13 protein-coding genes and 1 tRNA gene are annotated in these 19010 nt (G+C 47.9%); 6 read left to right on the forward strand and 8 right to left on the reverse strand.

Annotated elements, in window-relative coordinates; translation table 11 throughout:
• Positions 1-2: 2 nt before the first annotated feature.
• From JK154_RS16005 to JK154_RS16020, 4 genes are all read right to left on the reverse strand, one after another.
• Positions 3-821, reverse strand: coding sequence for a manganese/iron ABC transporter ATP-binding protein (locus JK154_RS16005; protein WP_211993565.1), 819 nt, complete (start codon positions 819-821; stop codon positions 3-5).
• Positions 818-1732, reverse strand: a complete 915-nt coding sequence (locus JK154_RS16010; protein ID WP_283093679.1) for a metal ABC transporter substrate-binding protein — start codon at positions 1730-1732, stop codon at positions 818-820. The genes JK154_RS16005 and JK154_RS16010 overlap by 4 nt, the downstream gene beginning before the upstream one ends.
• A gap of 168 nt (positions 1733-1900) precedes the next feature.
• The gene (yghU, locus tag JK154_RS16015) at positions 1901-2746 is read right to left on the reverse strand and encodes a glutathione-dependent disulfide-bond oxidoreductase (RefSeq protein ID WP_211993567.1); all 846 of its coding nucleotides are present in this window, start codon (positions 2744-2746) and stop codon (positions 1901-1903) included.
• 110 nt (positions 2747-2856) lie between these two features.
• Positions 2857-3480, reverse strand: a complete 624-nt coding sequence (locus JK154_RS16020; protein ID WP_211993568.1) for an SDR family oxidoreductase — start codon at positions 3478-3480, stop codon at positions 2857-2859.
• A 310-nt stretch (positions 3481-3790) separates the two neighbouring features.
• Here JK154_RS16020 and JK154_RS16025 point away from each other — a divergent pair, with 310 nt between their 5' ends.
• Genes JK154_RS16025 through JK154_RS16035 form a run of 3 tightly spaced genes read left to right on the forward strand, consistent with a single transcriptional unit; the run spans position 3791 to position 5205 of the window.
• On the forward strand, positions 3791-4114 hold the full coding sequence (locus JK154_RS16025; RefSeq protein ID WP_211993569.1) for an antibiotic biosynthesis monooxygenase: 324 nt from the start codon (positions 3791-3793) through the stop codon (positions 4112-4114).
• Complete coding sequence (locus tag JK154_RS16030) at positions 4107-4502, forward strand: amino acid-binding protein (RefSeq protein ID WP_211993570.1); 396 nt, start codon at positions 4107-4109, stop codon at positions 4500-4502. The genes JK154_RS16025 and JK154_RS16030 overlap by 8 nt, the downstream gene beginning before the upstream one ends.
• A gap of 49 nt (positions 4503-4551) precedes the next feature.
• Positions 4552-5205 carry a winged helix-turn-helix domain-containing protein gene (locus JK154_RS16035; RefSeq protein ID WP_211993579.1) on the forward strand — a complete coding sequence of 218 codons (654 nt, stop codon included), beginning with the start codon at positions 4552-4554 and terminating at the stop codon, positions 5203-5205.
• 85 nt (positions 5206-5290) lie between these two features.
• Here JK154_RS16035 and JK154_RS16040 read toward each other — a convergent pair whose 3' ends face one another.
• Together JK154_RS16040 and malX are read right to left on the reverse strand one after the other, a co-directional pair.
• Positions 5291-6472: a MalY/PatB family protein gene (locus JK154_RS16040; protein ID WP_211993571.1), complete on the reverse strand. Its 1182-nt coding sequence runs from the start codon at positions 6470-6472 to the stop codon at positions 5291-5293.
• Positions 6473-6534: 62 nt separating this feature from the next.
• Positions 6535-8130, reverse strand: a complete 1596-nt coding sequence (malX, locus tag JK154_RS16045; RefSeq protein WP_211993572.1) for a maltose/glucose-specific PTS transporter subunit IIBC — start codon at positions 8128-8130, stop codon at positions 6535-6537.
• 182 nt (positions 8131-8312) lie between these two features.
• On the opposite strand from malX, the gene malI reads away from it, so the two are divergent.
• A complete protein-coding gene (gene malI, locus JK154_RS16050; protein ID WP_211993573.1) occupies positions 8313-9341 on the forward strand; it encodes a Mal regulon transcriptional regulator MalI in 1029 nt (342 codons plus the stop codon).
• Between the two features lie 267 nt (positions 9342-9608).
• Here malI and JK154_RS16055 read toward each other — a convergent pair.
• A tRNA-Phe gene (locus JK154_RS16055) sits at positions 9609-9684 on the reverse strand.
• Positions 9685-9878: 194 nt separating this feature from the next.
• Positions 9879-10190, reverse strand: a complete 312-nt coding sequence (locus JK154_RS16060) for a hypothetical protein (RefSeq protein WP_211993574.1) — start codon at positions 10188-10190, stop codon at positions 9879-9881.
• A gap of 205 nt (positions 10191-10395) precedes the next feature.
• Between JK154_RS16060 and JK154_RS16065 the strand changes: the two genes are divergently transcribed.
• Complete coding sequence (locus JK154_RS16065) at positions 10396-11094, forward strand: acetolactate decarboxylase (RefSeq protein WP_211993575.1); 699 nt, start codon at positions 10396-10398, stop codon at positions 11092-11094.
• A 312-nt stretch (positions 11095-11406) separates the two neighbouring features.
• Positions 11407-19010 (forward strand): ESPR-type extended signal peptide-containing protein (locus JK154_RS16070; RefSeq protein ID WP_283093680.1); only part of this gene is annotated, 7604 nt, incomplete at its 3' end.

Here is a 19010-nt window from a genome sequence, read left to right on the forward strand (position 1 = left end):
ATTTACTTCTCCCTGACTGACTGGGGGCTACGAATAAACGGACGTTCATCATCAGTCAGAACACTGGTTTCGGAACCGGTTAAGGCAACATGCCGCAGTACACCACTGAATGCCAGTTCCAGATTTTCCTGGGTGAAGGTTTCCCGGGTCGGGCCACAGGCCAGAACGGTGCCTTTCACTAGCACGGTATAGTCGCAATAGTCAGTGACAGCACCCAAGTTATGAGTGGAAACGAGCAGGGTGCGACCTTCATCCCGTAGCTCACGAAGCAATTGAATAATTTGTTCTTCCGTTTTGACATCGACGCCAGTGAAGGGCTCATCGAGTAAAATCACTTGCCCATCCTGGGCAATAGAACGCGCCAAAAAGACACGTTTTTTTTGCCCCCCTGAGAGTTCACCAATTTGCCTGTGGCGATAGTCGCTCATTCCGACACGTTCCAGGGCATGGTCAACGGATTGCTTGTCTGTATGACTGGGGATACGTAGCATCCCCATATGGCCAAAACGGCCCATCATCACCACATCTTCCACCAGTACGGGAAACGTCCAGTCCACATCTTCAGACTGCGGGACATAAGAGACTTGGTTACGCCGCAGAGCCTGACGAGTTGGCTGTCCCAGAATAGAGATACTGCCCCCGGCCAGACGAACAAACCCCATAATGGCTTTAAACAGGGTTGATTTACCTGAACCATTAACGCCAACCAGTGCTGCAATAGTACCTGTCGGGATCTCAAAGGTTGCATTTCTCAGGGCCGTATGACCGTTACGATAGGTGACACTTGCCCCCTTCACGACAATGCCTGGCTGGCGACTCATTTTTTCATTCCTTGATTAATACCTTCAACCAGGGTGCTGGTCGTGACGTGCAATAGATCAATATAGGTGGGTACCGGACCCTCTGCAGTACTTAATGAGTCAACATACAGCACGCCACCGTAGCTTGCCCCTGACTCCCGGGCAGCCTGACGCGCAGGTTTATCGGAAATCGTACTTTCACTAAAGATTGCGGGGATCTGGTACTGACGGATGGTATCAATAACCTTACGAACCTGTTGTGGTGTTCCCTGCTGGTCAGCATTGATAGGCCACAGATAGAGCTCTTTCATGCCGAAATCATGGGCAAGGTAGGAAAATGCGCCTTCGCTACTGACCAGCCAGCGTTTCTCCTCAGGGATTTTCGCCAGCTCAAGGCGCAGTGGTTCGACTGCCTGGCGAATCTGTTGTTTATACGCTTCAGCATTTTTTTTATAGGTTTCAGCATTTTCAGGGTCATATTTGACAAATGCATCACGAATGTTGTCCACATAAATTAGTGCATTTTTGGGTGACATCCAGGCATGGGGATTGGGTTTACCGTTGTAAGGGCCTTCGGTAATACCCATCGGTTCGATACCCGTCGTGACCACCACTTCGGGGACCCCTTTAAGATGCTGATAAAATTTTTCAAACCAGAGTTCAAGATTCATACCATTGGTGAGAATTAAGCCTGCTCCCTGTGCCCGACGAATGTCTCCTGGCGTTGGCTGGTATTCATGAATCTCTGCACCAGGTTTGGTTATTGACTCAACGTCGGCGGCATCCCCGGCAACATTTTTGGCCATATCAGCGATGATGGTAAAGGTCGTTATCGCTTTGAATTTTTCTTGTGCATGGGCAGGGAAGTGCAATAGAGCCAGAGTGATACCAGCGATAGCACCGAGCAGTTTCATCTTACTTTTTCTGGGCATATGGGTCTCTCAATGGGGTGATTTATTCATCATTTATAGCAATTGCTATAAAACATAGCCGCTGCTATCTTTAAATGCAAATAATTATCACTTGTAAGTAAATACTATGGGAGACAGCCTGCAGAAAATAATTCAGGCAGGGGAACAGCAGGCCCCCTGCCAGGGAGGTTAAAGGGTTAAATTGTCAAAATCGGAAGCGCTATGGCGCTCTGGTAGCTGCACATCACCCCATGTGCGGTTGACAATACGTCCGCGCTTAACGGCCGGGCGTGCGGCTATCTCTTTCGCCCAGCGAACAACATGACGATAAGTGGTGACGTCAAGAAAATCAGCAGCATCGTAGGCATCACCCAGCACCAGATTACCGTACCATGGCCAGATAGCGATATCGGCAATGCTATAGTCATTTCCTGCAACAAAGGGGTGTTTTTCTAATTGCTTATCAAGCACATCCAGCTGACGTTTTGCTTCCATAGTAAAGCGATTAATCGCATATTCTATTTTTTCCGGGGCATAGTGATAAAAATGCCCAAAGCCACCTCCCAAGTAAGGCGCTGATCCCTGTAACCAGAATAACCAGTTGAGTGTTTCGGTCCGGGTATGAATATCTTTCGACAAAAAATGACCATATTTTTCTGCCAGATAAAGCAGAATCGCACCGGACTCGAAAACACGAATTGGCGGACTCACACTGTTATCCAGTAACGCCGGGATTTTTGAGTTGGGATTTACCGCCACAAAACCACTGGAAAACTGATCCCCTGCATTTATGTTGATCAAATAAGCATCGTACTCCGCTGTACTGACACCAGCAGCCAGTAGTTCTTCGAGCAGAATAGTGATTTTTTGACCGTTTGGTGTCCCCATTGAATAAAGCTGCAATGGGTGCTGCCCTACAGGCAATGTTTTTTCATGGGTTGCACCAGAAATGGGGCGATTAATGGTGGAGAATTTCCCGGCATTTGTCGTGTTCCAGACCCAGGTTTTTGGTGGATGATACTGATGTTCAGACATAGGATAATTTACCTTCTTCGCTAAGGGTGACAGGTAATCATTGCCCTGATATTGCCGTCAGGGAAGCCTCGATCGAGGATATAGCCAGAAATGCTAAATGCTGCCGTTGATTATGCGGGTTTCAGGCCAGGTTCTACCACACTGTAAATCTGATGATTAAGTGATGGGCTATTAGCCTGCTTTACAACTTCTGTTGCCACATCCGCGCGCATTACCAGGCCATGTACGTCATCTTCCTGAAAAAGTTGCGCTTTACCTGTTGGCGGGCCATTTAACAGCCCGCCAGGCCGCAGGATGGTAAATTCAAGGCTGCTGGTTTGTAACCAGCTTTCAGCCAGAGATTTTTCACGAACCGCCTGGCCAAAAGCAGCCCGGTAACGTGGTGACAGATAAGCCCAGCTGTCACCACACCCCAGGGAAGTGACCAGTATCATGCGTGAGATACCTGCCTGTTCTGCACAGTTGATCACGGTTCGGTGAGCCAGGTAGTCCTGGGAGCCTCCCATGGTTGAGATGATGGTTGCGCCAGGCCCCGCCAGCTGGCAGGCCTGACTGACGACGGCTTCATCACAAGCATCACCCACCAATACGGTGGCGCCTTTCGCCCGTAGAAATTGTGCAGCATCTTCCTTTCTGACCAGGGCAATAACAGATTGTGATGCTTCGAGTGCCTGTAAAGCAGTTAGCAGGCCAACGCCTTTACCGCCCGCACCAAAAATTAACCAGGGTGTCATGCTTTTTTCCTTTGCATTGCCAACAACCATTTATCAGAAATTAACTGTCATTATTACCAGTATCCCTGAGCGCATTATGAATAACAGCATTGCGTAACTCATTCGGAAGTGCAATCGGGAATATAGACCATTTGTTGTCAATCAGGATTGGATGCTCCTCTAAAGATGTCAAGAAAACGCATTCATTTCATGGTGCAATCCACAAGGTCTACCCTGGCGATGGGCATACTGCCATGATTCGTTGAGCAGCGAAGTATTCTGCCTGATAACAGGGCAATCTGGTTACTGTCAACTTACAGAGGGCAGTAACATGATTGCAGTTATCTTTGAAGCGGGAGTCATTCCCGAACAGCAATATCGCTATTTGGAACTGGCTGAGGCGCTTAAACCCCAACTGGCTAATATTGACGGTTTCATCTCAATAGAGCGTTTTCAAAGCCTGAACAATAAAGGGAAGCTACTGTCGTTATCCTTTTGGCGTGATGAAGAAGCCGTTATGTTGTGGAAAAAAAATCTGCACCATGCTGCAGCCCAGGCTGAAGGACGGGCAACCATTTTTTCCTATTACCATATTCGAGTGGTTCAAACCCTCAGGGACTATCACTCAGAGAGCGGAGTACCCAGCCATGTATGATATTCATGTAGTATTAAATAATACGCCAGGTGAACTGGCTGCGCTGGGGCAGATTCTGGGCCTTAACGATATAGGCCTGGAAGGCGGAGGAGTATTCACGGTAGGCAATGAGGCCCATGCGCACTTCTTGGTGGCCGAGGGTGAAAAAGCTAAAATAGTACTGGAGCAGGCTGGTTTGCGAGTTGCTCGGTTATGCCGTCCTTTAATCCGTAAACTAAAACAAGAGCGTCCAGGCGAACTGGGCGAGATTGCAGCCGTTCTGGCGAATAACCGTGTGAATATTTTGGCTCAATACAGTGATCATGATAATCAACTGATACTTGTCACCGACAATCATCGCCTGGCTGATGAAGTCACTCAGCGCTGGGCAGTCATAGTGAATAAATAAGTTGAAACAGACAAATATCGTGGATAATGACAGGTTTCTGGAAGAGGCTATGGCTGGGGTAGCGGCAGCCATGGCAGATGTGTCACGAGTAAAAATGCTTTGTGCACTGATGGACGGACGTGCCTGGACAGCAACGGAGTTGAGTACCGTGGCTGAAATCAGCCCTTCCACGGCCAGTGCACATCTTGCGCGTCTGGTGAGTGGGCAGCTTATCTCGTGTTTATGTCAGGGACGTCATCGGTATTATCGTCTGTTTAATCGTGAGGTGGCTGAACTGCTTGAGAAAGTGATGAACATTTCATGGCCAGTGACTTCTGTCGCAAAGATCAGCACCCCTCCCTCATTACGCCATGCTCGGACCTGCTATGACCATTTAGCCGGTGAGGTGGCTGTCAATATTTATGATTTTATGCTTGCGGAACAGTGGATAAGTGTTGATGGCAGTGCGGTGACCACAAAAGGGGCTGCGTATTTCGCACAACTTGGCATGACGTTCAGATCATCATCACGCCGCAAGAAATGCGGTGCCTGTCTGGACTGTAGTGAAAGACGTTTTCATCTTGGTGGGGAGGTGGGTGCCATTTTTTTTAGTCATTGTGAATATAAAGGGTGGTTAACTAGAACGCCCGGATTCCGTGAAGTTAATATCACTGCCGCCGGTCGCCATGCGTTTAAACGATATTTTGGGGTTGAAGGGAAATAACGAACAGGCTGTTATCAGAAATCCCGACTGATATTATAGAGCCATCATCGCCGGGAGAGGACTCCCGGCTGTCATTAACCTGATATCAGTTAAATGATTTTATAGCACGAATAAATCTATCCACGCCGTCTGCTAATTTTTCACGTGAACAGCCAACATTGAAACGAATATAACCCCGGCCTTCATCACCGTAAGTATCACCAGGCATAATGGCGACTTTTTCCTGATGAATTAAACGATGTTGTAACGCTTTATCATCAATCTTAAGAGGGGATATATCTATCCAGGCGAGATAGGTTGACTCTGGGATCTGCCATTTTAATTCTGGCAGGTCAGTATCTAAGCGTTTCTTTAAATAACTCAGATTATCAAAAAGATAGCGACGAAGCTGGTTAAACCAATCATCACAGTCCGTGTAGGCGACGATGTGCGCGATAACCGCAAAAATAGCGGGTGATGACAAACCATCACAGACTTTTAATTTATTAAAATAGGCATCACGCGAAGCAGTATCATTAATAATTCCGTAAGCTCCTGTTAAAGCAGGAATATTGAATGACTTTGAGGCCGAGGTAAACAGTGCGTAAGGTTCTGTAGTAATCGCGGATAAGGGAATATGTTTGGCCTGTTCCCAGCAAAGATCCATATGAATTTCATCACTGATAATTCGCACATCATGGCGCTTACACAGTTCTGACATCAGGACAAGTTCTTCCCTAGACCACACTTTACCCGTGGGGTTATGGGGGTTACAGAGTAGTAGCACTCGAGTGGTCGGTTCAGCCAACAGTTTCTCGAGTTGTGCCATATCACAAACCCACTGGTCATCTTGTCGGTTTAATGGACAAGGGCGAATTTTTCGTTGGTTTCCTGTAATCGTTTTATAAAATGCGTCATAAGCCGGTGTGTGTACCACAACACCTTCACCGATTTTACTCCACAGACAGATCAATTGACTCACCATATAGATAACGGATGGCCCATACACAATCTGTTGCGTCTGAATCTCATTGTTAAAACGTTTTTTAAACCAGCCCTGTATAGCGGAAAGAAAATCACTATGCTGCCAGCGGCTATAACCAAACACACCATGCTCGGTTCGTTTCACCATCGCTTCAATAATGTTTGGTGCAGTCGCGAAATCCATATCAGAAATAGTGAACGGCAGTAAGTTGGCTTCACCAAATCTGTCCTGAACAAAATCCCATTGAGTACAATATGTATTATGACGATCAACAGGTTTTGAAAAGTCGTTATCTCTCTTCATGAGCGTTTCCATCATATTAATAATTACGGCACAGCGCCTGGCTTCTGTGCCGTATGATTAATTTATTTTTCTGTTGCTTGTATCAGCCGATCTAATTCATCTTTGACTGACTGAACCTGCGGGCCAATAACAACCTGTAAATTATTATCATTAAGGCGAACTATCCCGATGGCCTTGAGTGATTTTAATTCAGCATCATCAATTTTACTCATGTCTTTCACTGACATGCGCAGTCGTGTAATACAGTTATCAAGCGAGACAATATTCTCTTTTCCCCCTAATGCTTGCAAAATAGCATCAGAATCATAGCCAGATTTGGTCGTGATTGGGGCGGCAGATTTCGCTTTACTGACCGCTTTATCATCTGTGTCACGTCCTGGTGTTTTGATATTAAAACGGGTAATTGCAAAGCGGAAAATCGCGTAATAAGAGACAAACCAAATGAAGGCAACAACAGGAACCATATACCATTTGGTGTCAATGCCATGCAGAATACCAAAGACAACAAAATCGATAAGATTGCCGTCCGTATTACCAATTGTCACGCCAGTGACAGCCATCACCGTAAAACCAAGACCAGTCAGAATTGCGTGGATCAGGTACAGGAACGGGGCGACAAACAGGAATAAGAATTCAATAGGTTCAGTAGTGCCACCAATCACACAGGCCACAACACCAGAGATCAGCAGTCCTTTAATTTTGTGACGATTCCCAGGATGTGCACAGTGATAGATAGCCAATGCGGCACCTGGTAAGCCGCCTAAAAATGCGGGCATTTTACCTTGAGACAGGAATTGTGTGGCACTCTCTGAAAAGCCATGGGTTGTTGGGCAGGATAGCTGCGCCTGGAAAATGGTTAATGCACCGCTGACTTGATGGCCACACACTTCCATGGTTCCACCTGCCTCCGTGAAACGGATCAGAGCCACTAAAATATGGTGAAGCCCGAAAGGTAATAATAAACGTTCACCGGAACCAAAAATCATAGGGCCAAAAGCCCCCGCACTGCTAATAAGATGACCTAATCCTGAAATGCCCATGGCAAACCATGGCCAAATTAACGGTACTAATAGACCCACTAAGCCCAGGACTAAGGTAGTAATAATGGGAACAAACCGAGTGCCACCAAAGAAGGCTAATGCGTCAGGCAGACGAATAGTGTTAAAACGCTCATGTAAGAAATAGACAATGATACCGACAATAACAGCCCCTAAAATACCGGAGTCAATGGACTGAATTCCAATAATATTTTGGATGTTATGTGCTTTTAAAATTGCCTGGTCCGTGGTGGGTAATATCCCTTGTATGGTGAGATAAAAATTTGTCGCCAGGTTGAAAACGGCAAAACCAACAAAACCTGCAAATGCGGCAACACCTTTATTCTCACGTGCCAGACCGAGTGGGATTGCGATAGCAAACATAACCGGTAGGAAGCTAAAGGCAAAAGAGCCGACTTTACTCATCCAGATAAAAGTGAGCTGAAAGGCAGGGTGATCAAGAAAAGGGAGTAGCGTAATAACATCATGGCTACTGAGTGAACTGCCGATACCCAACATAATTCCACAGAATGAAAGTAGGGCGACAGGTAACATAAACGTCTTACCTAAACTCTGGAAAAACTCCCAAAGTGTTATTTTTTGCTTTTGTGGTTTGCTCATATAGCGTTCCAGGGGCAGATTAAAGGTTTAGGTAAAACAGGGTAAAACGTTTTACCTAATTAAGTTGTATGTTTGATCACAAAAATATCCATTATTTTGTGATGTACATCTACAAACAGGTAAAACGTTTTATCCATGATGATGTAAAATAAAGATCCTATTTTCAAGGATGCTGATTTTCTATGACTGTCAGGAAAGTGACCATTACTGATGTCGCGCAAGAGGCGGGGGTTTCTGTTGCCACTGTGTCACTGGTACTGAGTGGTAAAGGGCGTATTTCCCAAAAGACGGCGGATAAAGTCAATGCGACCATCGAAGCATTAGGCTATGTCCGTAATCAACAGGCCGCTTTTTTAAGGGGCAACGTCTCTAATGTTATTGGTTTAATTATTCCTGATTTAACAGAGCCTTTCTATTCAGAGGTCGCTTCGGGAGTTAGTCAGTTCATTGAAAAACAAAATAAAATTGTTTTTTTAACCCAATGTGGGAAGAGTCAAAAAAGTTTTGACCTTTGCCTTGATAGCCTCATTCGCTATGGTGTGGATGGGATCATTGTTGGCAGTGGCATATTTCTCAATAACGAAGTGTTATCACGTTTAGCACATTCCCGCATTCCCGTCGTTTGTGCTGCCCGTGCGAGTGAATGTTCAGGCGTGGATATTATTCGCCCGGATAATACCCTGGCAGCAAAGATAGCCACTGAGCATTTAATCAAAAATGGACATCATCAGATTGCCTATTTTGGCGGTGAAAGTGATTCCCTGACCCGGGCTGAAAGAATTGGTGGCTATTGTTCAACCCTGATTCAGTATGGTCTTCCCTTCAGAACGGAATGGATTGTTGACTCTGATGATAAACAACAAAATATCATTGAGAAAATAACCGAATTTTTGCAGCAATTCCCTAAAGTAAGTGCTGTGGTTTGTCATAATACGGCGACCGCATTGGGGGCCTATCTTGGGGCATTAAAGAGGGGGAATACCATTAGCACGGTAGATAATCATAGCTATTTCAACCAAGAAATTTCCCTGTTAGGTTTTGATAATATAGGGAGTGAAGCATTGTATGACATCCCGGTTTCGTTCATTACCCAGCCGTCAAAAGAGGTGGGAACACAGGCTGCGATTAAAATTATTGAACGTATTAATGGTTATGATACCCCGCCGCAAAGTGTCTTGCTGCCAGCTGGGTTTTCACAGCTGAAGAGCTGATACGACGCCTGTTTACCAGTGATATATCTCTGCCCCTTTTCTTATCTCCCCTGCCTGAAGCGCTGTTGATGATAATGCTAAAAACAGAGAAGGGGGACAACTTCAGACTGGACACTGTGCTGGGGGAGTAGAGCCACGCGAACTGCACATGATGGGAAACGTATAGTTCGGCAAATTGGAATCTGGCAAAGCAGGGCGCAGAGACCAGGCATTCACCGGAACCCCAGAAAGCAAAAAACCAGCCCGTAGGCTGGTTTTTCTAAATAGTGGTGCCCGGACTCGGAATCGAACCAAGGACACGGGGATTTTCAATCCCCTGCTCTACCGACTGAGCTATCCGGGCAACGGGGCGCATTAAACCCTAATCAGCGTTGTGCGTCAATGATATTTCAGTAAAAAGAATGCGTTTGCTCAACTTTGCGGCAAATTTTGCAATATTGCTGTCAATGGCTGCGTATTCACCGCCTCTTCGCTCTTTTGTAGCCGTTTCACCGCCAAGGATGATGCAAAGAAAAAGATAAACAATCTCTCATTTATTCACAGTGGGTGAACGGCGTCTACTTCATGCTGAAAGACATAAGGATCAGATAACAGGCCAAATTTATCATCATCTTGATAGGTGACGGCAACATGGTAGTCATGGCCCGCAAAAGCTTTGATAGATTCAATATCAGTCCAATAAGTGGCGAGAAAAAAATGCGCCCAGTTTCCCTGGGAGACTCTTTTCACAAAAGCTCCCTTGTTGCCTTCTATTTCCCTGGAATGTCGTACACCTGTTGATTCAAGGTGTTTAGCGAAGGCATCCGCATGCGCAAGAGGGACACAGCCATGCCATGTTCTTACTATCATTATTTTTCTCCATTAAAAATAGGATGTTAAAAATCACTGACAGTGAGCCAGGAGCAGTACGCTATCACAAAGAGGAGATTCGAGCGACGCAACAGACACATGGGGATAAACAGAACAGAAGATATATTCTTAAGCGACAAATGCTGCATTTTGTAGAATCAGTACTATATTTTTACAGTGGCCTGATTGTTGTGAGAAGAGTGTCGTGAGTAAAATTGTTCAGTTTTCAACTATTGGTGCGTTAATGGCGGGTTACTTTCGTGGTGAGTATGATGCCAGTGCACTCAAACATCCTGATGCTTTTGGGCTGGGGTGTTCGCAAGGTATTAATGGTGAGCTGACTATTTTTCAGGGTAAGGTTTGGGAGGCCACTGCCGGCGAGGCTCCCCACCTTCTACGACAGGAAATGCTCCCTTTCTTACAGGTAACAGAATTCGTCCCGGAACGTACAGCCTCTGTGGTGAACATTGATCAGCATAATGCTGAACAGCATCTGAACCAGTTCATTCCCCTGCAAAACATTTTTTTAGCTGTCTGTATTGAAGCCACTTTTGATCACTTGGTAATAAGAAGGCCTCAGCCCGCGAGTGATATACCGCGTGACATCAACGATTTTGCACGAACTCAACAAGAGGATACTTTAAATAACATTAATGGGTATCTTATCGGTTTCTGGACTCCCGTCTTATTCGGGCGCATTTCCGTGCCTGGTTTTCATTTTCATTTCATTGATGAAAAAAGAAACAATAGTGGGCACGTGCTGGAATTTTCAGCAAAGAAAGCCATATTAAAATATCAAGAAAAACAGACAATTGAAGTGACAAACCCGGGTTCTGCGGAATATAAAAATATGACTATCGATTTATCATCACTTGATAAATCGATTGAGCACGTTGAAAAATAAAATTTCCCTTATGTTTTCTTACCCCTTTCCCCCGAACTGCGGTGATTAACATCAGCTGTAGTTCATCACTCTGAAAGTTCCAGTTATAACTTAATTATTTACAGATAAACCCCGTGATTGGTCTATTTTTATGGGGTAAATGTTTCTAATTGTTTGAATTTATTTTGTTATTTTTCAATTTCTGGGCGGTGGGACATAGCTGCTGTTGCGTCAAATTATTTCTGCAAATTTCCAGATTCTTCCTATGCGCTGTGAAAAACCGACTACACTTTATTTATAAAATTGTAGCCAAATTACAGTCAAAGGTGTGTCATGAATAAAATTTACAAAATTGTCTGGAATGCACTTCTGGGGATTTGGGTGGTAGCGAGTGAGCTGGCAAAGGGAAAAACAAAGGCTGTTAGTCCATCACGACGGAACGTAAGTAAAAGTATAGATAACCCTGTTTCTAATGGCAAATTTCGACCCCGTGCTCTTGCTTTGTACATCTCTTTGGCTAGCACCGGGTTGCTCATCTCTCCCGCCGGTTTTGCTGCGACATTGACCGCAGGTACCCAGGCGGAGTTAAGCAATGCAGTTAACAATGCAGTTGACGGAGATATAATTCAACTGACTGGTGATATTACAATTAATACTAATATTACCCTTTCAACGCTCAATAAAAATGTTGTCATCGATGGACAAGGTCAGTACGGACTCACTGTTACGGCCACGACAACGAATGGCTTTACAATTAATGGAGGGACCGGAAATTTTACCCTTCAGAATATGACCAAAATAGATTCAGCAAACTATTATGGTATGGTCACTGTTAATGGAAGTAATACCGCAGTTAATGTTATTTATGACAACATTGATTATTTAGGTAGTACCCAGATTATTTTTATGGGGGCCAATGGCGGCTCAACTAACAGCATCATGACATTTGGTAACATATTAAATGATGTTGTCGTTAATGACCGAGGGCAGGAAATTGGTGAGGTAAATAATGTTGCTTATACCGGTAGGTTCCATGTAACCCATACTGGTAATGCATATTCTTTCCGTAACTCTAGTGCGACAAATAATACGGCGACAATGTATTTTGGTCCGAATTCAGATGTTTTAATCAATCGGACAGATGGCACTTTGACAGCGACGGGGACGAGTGCCTGGCAGTATACCTTTGCTGATGGGGCTAAATTTGAACTCATTTCGGCACAGGACGTATTAAGCGGTACTAATAATAACCGTGGTATAAAAATTGGTACCTATGATGCCACCACGGGCTTTGGTGCTGGTGCCAGTATTATTTTAGAGAAAACAAACACAGGCAGTATCCTTTCGGGAAATGCTATTGATAACGCCACTACCAATACTACGGGATATAACATAGGCGCGACCGGTAGTGATGATGTTATTTTTAACCTCGGGAAAGATACCAGCCTTGCAACATCCGCAATTGGGGTATCTGCAACTAAAAGTTCCGGCTCTGCAGGAATTTATATCCGAAATGCGGGTAAAATAGCCGCAACTACCGGTATTTCAGCTACCCAGAATGGTTCAGGAAATACGATAGTAACCAATGAAGGTAATATTAACGCAACTACCGGTGTGAATGCCACACAGAATGGTAGCGGTACATTACAAGTTAATAACGCGGGGACAATAACCTCAACGACTTCTGGGATAACGGTTAATTCTACTGCTACGGATAAAAATATTACTGTAAACAATACAGGCGGTACTATTAATGCTACCGGAGGTAGCGGTGTTAATGTATTAAACAATGCTGTATTGAATTTGATTGGTGGTGTCATTACAACCACTAATGCTGCAAATGCGGTAACTATTTCAAATACTGCAGCACATAACCTTTCCGATCTGACTATTAATCTGAATGGAACTGGTAATGCTATCAGTAAGTCATCAAGCACTAATGTCACTCTTGCTAATACAACGCTGAATATTAATGACCGGATTGGTTTCAATGATTTAAGTGGTTTAAATTTTGCGTCGAGCAGCAAAGGAAATAACACCATCAATGTGGGTGGTACCGGGACAGGGATATCGACAACAAATACCGCGCTGGCGGGGCTAAATGCTGATGCGTTAGATATTAACGTTACTGGGGCTGGTGTAGGTATTGCGACTACAGGTGGCGGTTTAAACCTTGTTAATCAAGGTGTTAACATTAATGTTACCAACAGTGGTGGCACCGCCCTGACGATCGCTGATGGGAGCTCTAACTCTACGGTAATAGGCAAAAATGTTACTATTAATGCAAAAAATGCTACTGCGATAGAATTTAGCGGCACCGCAGCAAAAAACTTTACCAACCAAGGTTCAGTTATCGGGAATGTCGATTTTGCCGGTGATGCAGGGCACTCTATTACTAACAGTGGTATCCTGGATGGGAATCTGACGGCCAAAGGTAGTGGCAATAATACTCTGGTATTGAATAATGGTTCAGAAAGTCGTGGATCTATCGAACTGGGTAATGGTGCCAATAATGTAACGATTAATAATGGTGCTTCACTGACTTCTATTACTACTGGCAGCGGTGATGATGTCTTTACCCTGAATGACATGCAAGGGACGGATACTTATTTAGGAATGATTAATGCCGGAGATGGGGATAATACTCTTGATATTAATCGTTCACAAAGCTCTCTATATGCTGATACTTCACTTCAGGGCTTCAATAATATCAATCTTTCCGATACGACAGATCTTACATTAGTTGATGAAAATAATATTAGCTCTGGAAATATTGTTATAGATGATACCAGTAAACTGCAGTTCGGTAGCGCATTCCAGGGCGACTTCAGTGCAACTTTAGGCCATGTTACTTCTGGTAATGGCGATGGCAATGTCAATGTTAATAATGGCGCGAATGTCAAACTGACTAACACGGCAGCAAATACATTTGATGGCACTTGGGACATCACCCAAGGCGGGACCCTGACGGCAACGAATAATGGGCAGCTTGCCTCCAATAGTGGTATTGAACTCGGTGGGATTCTTAATCTTGAAGGGCTGGATTCGCTCAATAACGTATTAACGGGTAATGGCACGCTTAACATCGATGCCAATAATGGTGCCTTTAATTTTGGCACAAACACAGGTGCTGGTTTTAGTGGTATCACTAATCTTGGCAACAGTCAGTTCACCTTATCTGGTAATAACACTACCGCATTGACGCAATCTAAGCTGTCCGTTAATTCTGGCGCGGCAGTGACTGTAACAGATAAAAATCAAGCTATTGGTGGTTTAGTCCTGAATGGCGGTACCACGGTATTTGATAATGGTAGCATTGCGACTGATGCGTTGAGTGTCACAAATACCAGTACTGTCAAAGTTAATCCTGAAGGTACACAACAGGATAATTTGTTAGACCAAAATGCGGGAGTCAGCCAGCAGTTAGTGAGCAGCTCATCGAGCTTGTCGGCAGATGACTTGAAAAAACTGACACTGCAAGATCTTGCAGGGGATACCCTGGGTGAAGGGACTAATCTGGAGATAAACCAGGGGAGCAACGATGTTGCTACCGGGACTTATAACTATGAACTGTCTGGCACAGGTGGCTTAAGTATCGTAGCCCAGTTGATAAAAGTAGCGTTGGCGGCGGACCAATCTCTGACCCTTGATACCAAGGAAAGCAGTGCGAAAACGTTCACAGCTCAAATCACCGGCAGCGGTAATCTGGCACTGAACGCCAGCGGTGAAACCCTGACCCTGAATAACGCGGACAATGATTACACTGGCACCACCACTATCAATAGCGGCACCGTGGTGGCTGGCAGCAACAATGCCCTGGGCGCGACATCCGGCCTGACCACCCTTGCAGGTAGTGGGTTTAACCTCAGCGGGAAAAACCAGACCATCAACGGGGCGCTGACCAATGCCGGCACCGTGACCGTTGGTGAGAATGGGACACTGACCAGCAGTTCACTGAACAACAGCGGGACGGTGGCGCTCGCGAAGGGGGCGATAACCAACAATGGTGCCCTGACCAATACCGGGAGTGTCAATATCGCCGGTGGCACGCTGACCAGTGGCGCTCTGACAAATAGTGGCACGGTCAATCTGGGTGGTGGCACCCTGACACTCAGTAATGGTGGCGCATCAACCTCAGAAGGCGGCCTGGCTGGGAGTGGTAGCCTGCTGGTGTCGGGTGGCACCCTGACCGTTTCCAAAGCTAACAGTGGTTTGACGGCAAACACCTCTATCAGTGACGGGGCGGGTATCACACTTACCGACACGGGTTCTTTGGGCAGCGGGACCGTAAATGTGGGGGGAGACCTTAACCTGAACTCCACCCAGACCCTGGCCAATGTGCTCAGTGGTGGCGGTACAGTGAATACTGGAGGTGTGATAACCCTCAGTGGTAATAACACCGGCTTTACCGGAAGTCAGAATATTGGCACCGATGGTCAGCTGACGGTCTCGAGCGGGGCTAATCTTGGTGCTGACACCGTCGGAGTGAATCTGAAAGCTGCGGGTGCTGAATTGGTACTTAATGGAGTTAAAGAGACACTAAACCATATTTTGAGTGGTGTTATTAACACCGTTGTGAGTGTGAAGGGTGGAAGCGCCACCATACTGGCAGCAGATAATACTGACTTTTTCGGCAACTATGCGGTGAGTGGTAGCAGTAGCCTGCAAATCGGTAATACCAGTAATCTTGGGAGCAATGCATCGGTAAGCCTGGCGGCGGCCAGCGATATTCTGCGACTGACCGGATTTAGTGGGGTATTTGCTAACAGTGTCAGTGGCCTGGGCCAATTGGTGCTGTATAAATCCAACGCGACTCTTAACAATACCCAGAAGCTGGACAGCTCTGTTGGGGTAAATATTGGCTCAGACAGTACGCTTACCCTGGCGAGCCAGGCCGCCTTTAACCACGCCCTGACCGGTAGCGGGACACTCAGCATTGATGCCGATAACCAGGATTTTGCTTTCGGGGCAAACACTGGCAGCGCCTTTAGCGGGCAGGTGAACTTTGATAACGGGCAGCTGGCGCTGTCCGGCAGCACCAGCAATAACAGCACCGCCCTGACGGGGGCGGTCCTTTCTGTGGATAAAGGCGCAACGGTGGATGTCACCGGCGGGGATCAGTCCCTCGGCGGCCTGACCCTGAACGGGGGCACCACGGTCTTTAATAACGGCACGATCAACACCAAGAAACTGCAAGTTGCGGCGAACGGCGTCGTACAGGTGGATCCGCTGCTGACGCAGACGGGCAAAAATTTACTGGATCAGAACGTTCAGGTCAGCCAGCAACTGGTTCATGGCTCGACTGACCTGTCAGCCGCTGATATCGATAAACTGACACTGACGGATCTGCTGGGCAAGGAGCTGGGAGATGGGTCGGAGCAGGCGATTACCGAAGGGAATAATAATGTGGCCACCGGGACCTACAACTATGGGTTGTCCGGCTCTGGCGGCCTGAGCACCGTAGCCCGGCTGGTGAAAGTGGCCCTGACGGCAGGCCAAGTAATGACCCTGAACACCTCGGGCAGCATCGAGAAAGTGTTCACCGCCCTGATCACCGGCTCCGGTAACCTGGCGCTGAATGCCAGTGGCGAAACCCTGACCCTGAACAACGCGGGCAACGATTACACCGGCACCACCACCATCAACAGCGGTACCGTGGTGGCGGGCAGCAACAATGCCCTGGGGGCGACATCCGGCCTCACCACTCTGGCAGGCAGCAGGTTTAACCTCAGCGGAAAAACCCAGACCATCAACGGGGCGCTGACCAATGCCGGCACGGTCAATCTGGGGGGCGGTACGCTGGCCCTCAATAATGGCGGGACATCAAGCTCTGTTGGCGGTCTTGCCGGGAATGGCAGCCTGCAGGTGACAGGCGGCGAACTGACGGTCTCCAAGGCCAACAGCGGCCTGACGGCCAGCACGACTATTAGCAAAGGCGCGGCTGTCACGCTCACGGATACGGGCTCTCTGGGTACCGGGGCGGTGAGCGTGGGCGGTGACCTTAACCTGGATGCCGCTCAGACCCTGGCCAACGTACTCAGTGGTGACGGTGCGGTGAATACGGGCAGTGCGGTCACCCTCAGTGGCAGTAACACCGCCTTCACCGGGAGCCAGAATATTGGCACCGGTGGTCAGCTGTCGGTTTCCAGCGGGGCGAACCTCGGGACGGCCAATACGGTGAACCTCACCGCGTCAGGGGCTGAACTGGTTCTGAATGCGGTGAAAGAGACCCTGAACCAGGTACTGACAGGGGTAGCCGGCACCACCGTGAGTGTGAAAGGGGCCGGCGCCACCGTTCTGGGGGCGAATAATACCGGCTTTGCCGGTAACTATGCGGTGAGCGGCAGCAGCAGCCTGCAGGCCAGCAATGCCAGTAATCTGGGGACCGGCGCCTCGGTGAGCCTGGCGACGGCGACAGATCTTCTGAGGCTGGCGGGCTACAGTGGCATCTTTGCCAATACGGTGAATGGCGCGGGGCAGCTGGTGCTGAACAATGGCGCTACCGTGGCCCTGAACAGTGCCAATGTGGCGGACACCGTCGGTGTGAATATCAGTACGAACAGCATCCTGTCACTGTCGAGCCTGGATGCCTTCAACCACGCCCTGACTGGTGGCGGGACACTCAGCATTGATGCTGATGACCAGGCCTTTACCTTCGGGGCAAACACCGGCAGCGCCTTTGGCGGGCAGGTGAACTTTGGTAACGGGCAGCTGGCGTTGTCCGGCAGCACCAGCAATAACAGCACTGCTCTGAGCGGCGCGACCCTTTCTGTGGATAAAGACGCCACGGTGAATGTCACCGGCGGGGATCAGTCCCTGGGCGGCCTGACCCTGAACGGGGGCACCACCGTATTTAATAACGGCACGATCAACACCAAGAAACTGCAAGTTGCGGCGAACGGCATCGTGCAGGTGGATCCGCTGCAGACGCAGACGGACAAAAATTTACTGGATCAGAACGTTCAGGTCAGCCAGCAGCTGGTTCATGGCTCGACTGACCTGTCAGCCGATGATGTCGCGAAACTGACACTGACGGATTTGCTGGGTAATGTGCTGGGAGATGGGTCGGAGCAGGCGATTACCGAAGGGAATAATAATGTAGCCACCGGGACCTACAACTATGGGTTGTCCGGCTCTGGCGGCCTGAGCACCGTAGCCCGGCTGGTGAAAGTGGCCCTGACGGCAGGGGAGATGCTGACCCTGGATACTGCGGGCAGCAACGCGAAAATATTCACCGCCCTGATCACCGGCTCCGGTAACCTGGGGCTGAGTGCCAGTGGTGAAACCCTGACCCTGAACAACGCGGGCAACGATTACACCGGCACCACCACCATCAACAGCGGTACCGTGGTGGCGGGCAGCAACAATGCCCTGGGGGCGACATCCGGCCTCAGCACTCTGGCAGGCAGCGGGTTTAACCTCAATGGAAAAACCCAGGCCATCAACGGGGCGCTGACCAATGCCGGCACCGTGACCGTTGGTGAGAATGGGACACTGACCAGCAGTTCACTGAACAACAGCGGGACGGTGGCGCTCGCGAAGGGGGCGATAACCAACAACGGTGCCCTGACCAATACCGGGGGTGTCAATATCGCCGGTGGCAGCTTGACCAGTGGTGCTCTGACAAATAGCGGCACGGTCAATCTGGGGGGCGGTACGCTGGCCCTCAATAATGGCGGGACATCAAGCTCTGTTGGCGGTCTTGCCGGGAATGGCAGCCTGCAGGTGACAGGCGGCGAGCTGACGGTCTCCAAGGCCAACAGCGGCCTGACGGCCAGCACGACTATTAGCAAAGGCGCGGCTGTCACGCTCACGGATACGGGCTCTCTGGGTACCGGGGCGGTGAGCGTGGGTGGTGATCTTAACCTGGATGCCGCTCAGACCCTGGCCAACGTACTCAGTGGTGACGGTGCGGTGAATACGGGCAGTGCGGTCAC

The sequence above is a fragment of the Citrobacter sp. JGM124 genome, from assembly GCF_018257795.1.
Lineage (GTDB): Bacteria > Pseudomonadota > Gammaproteobacteria > Enterobacterales > Enterobacteriaceae > JGM124.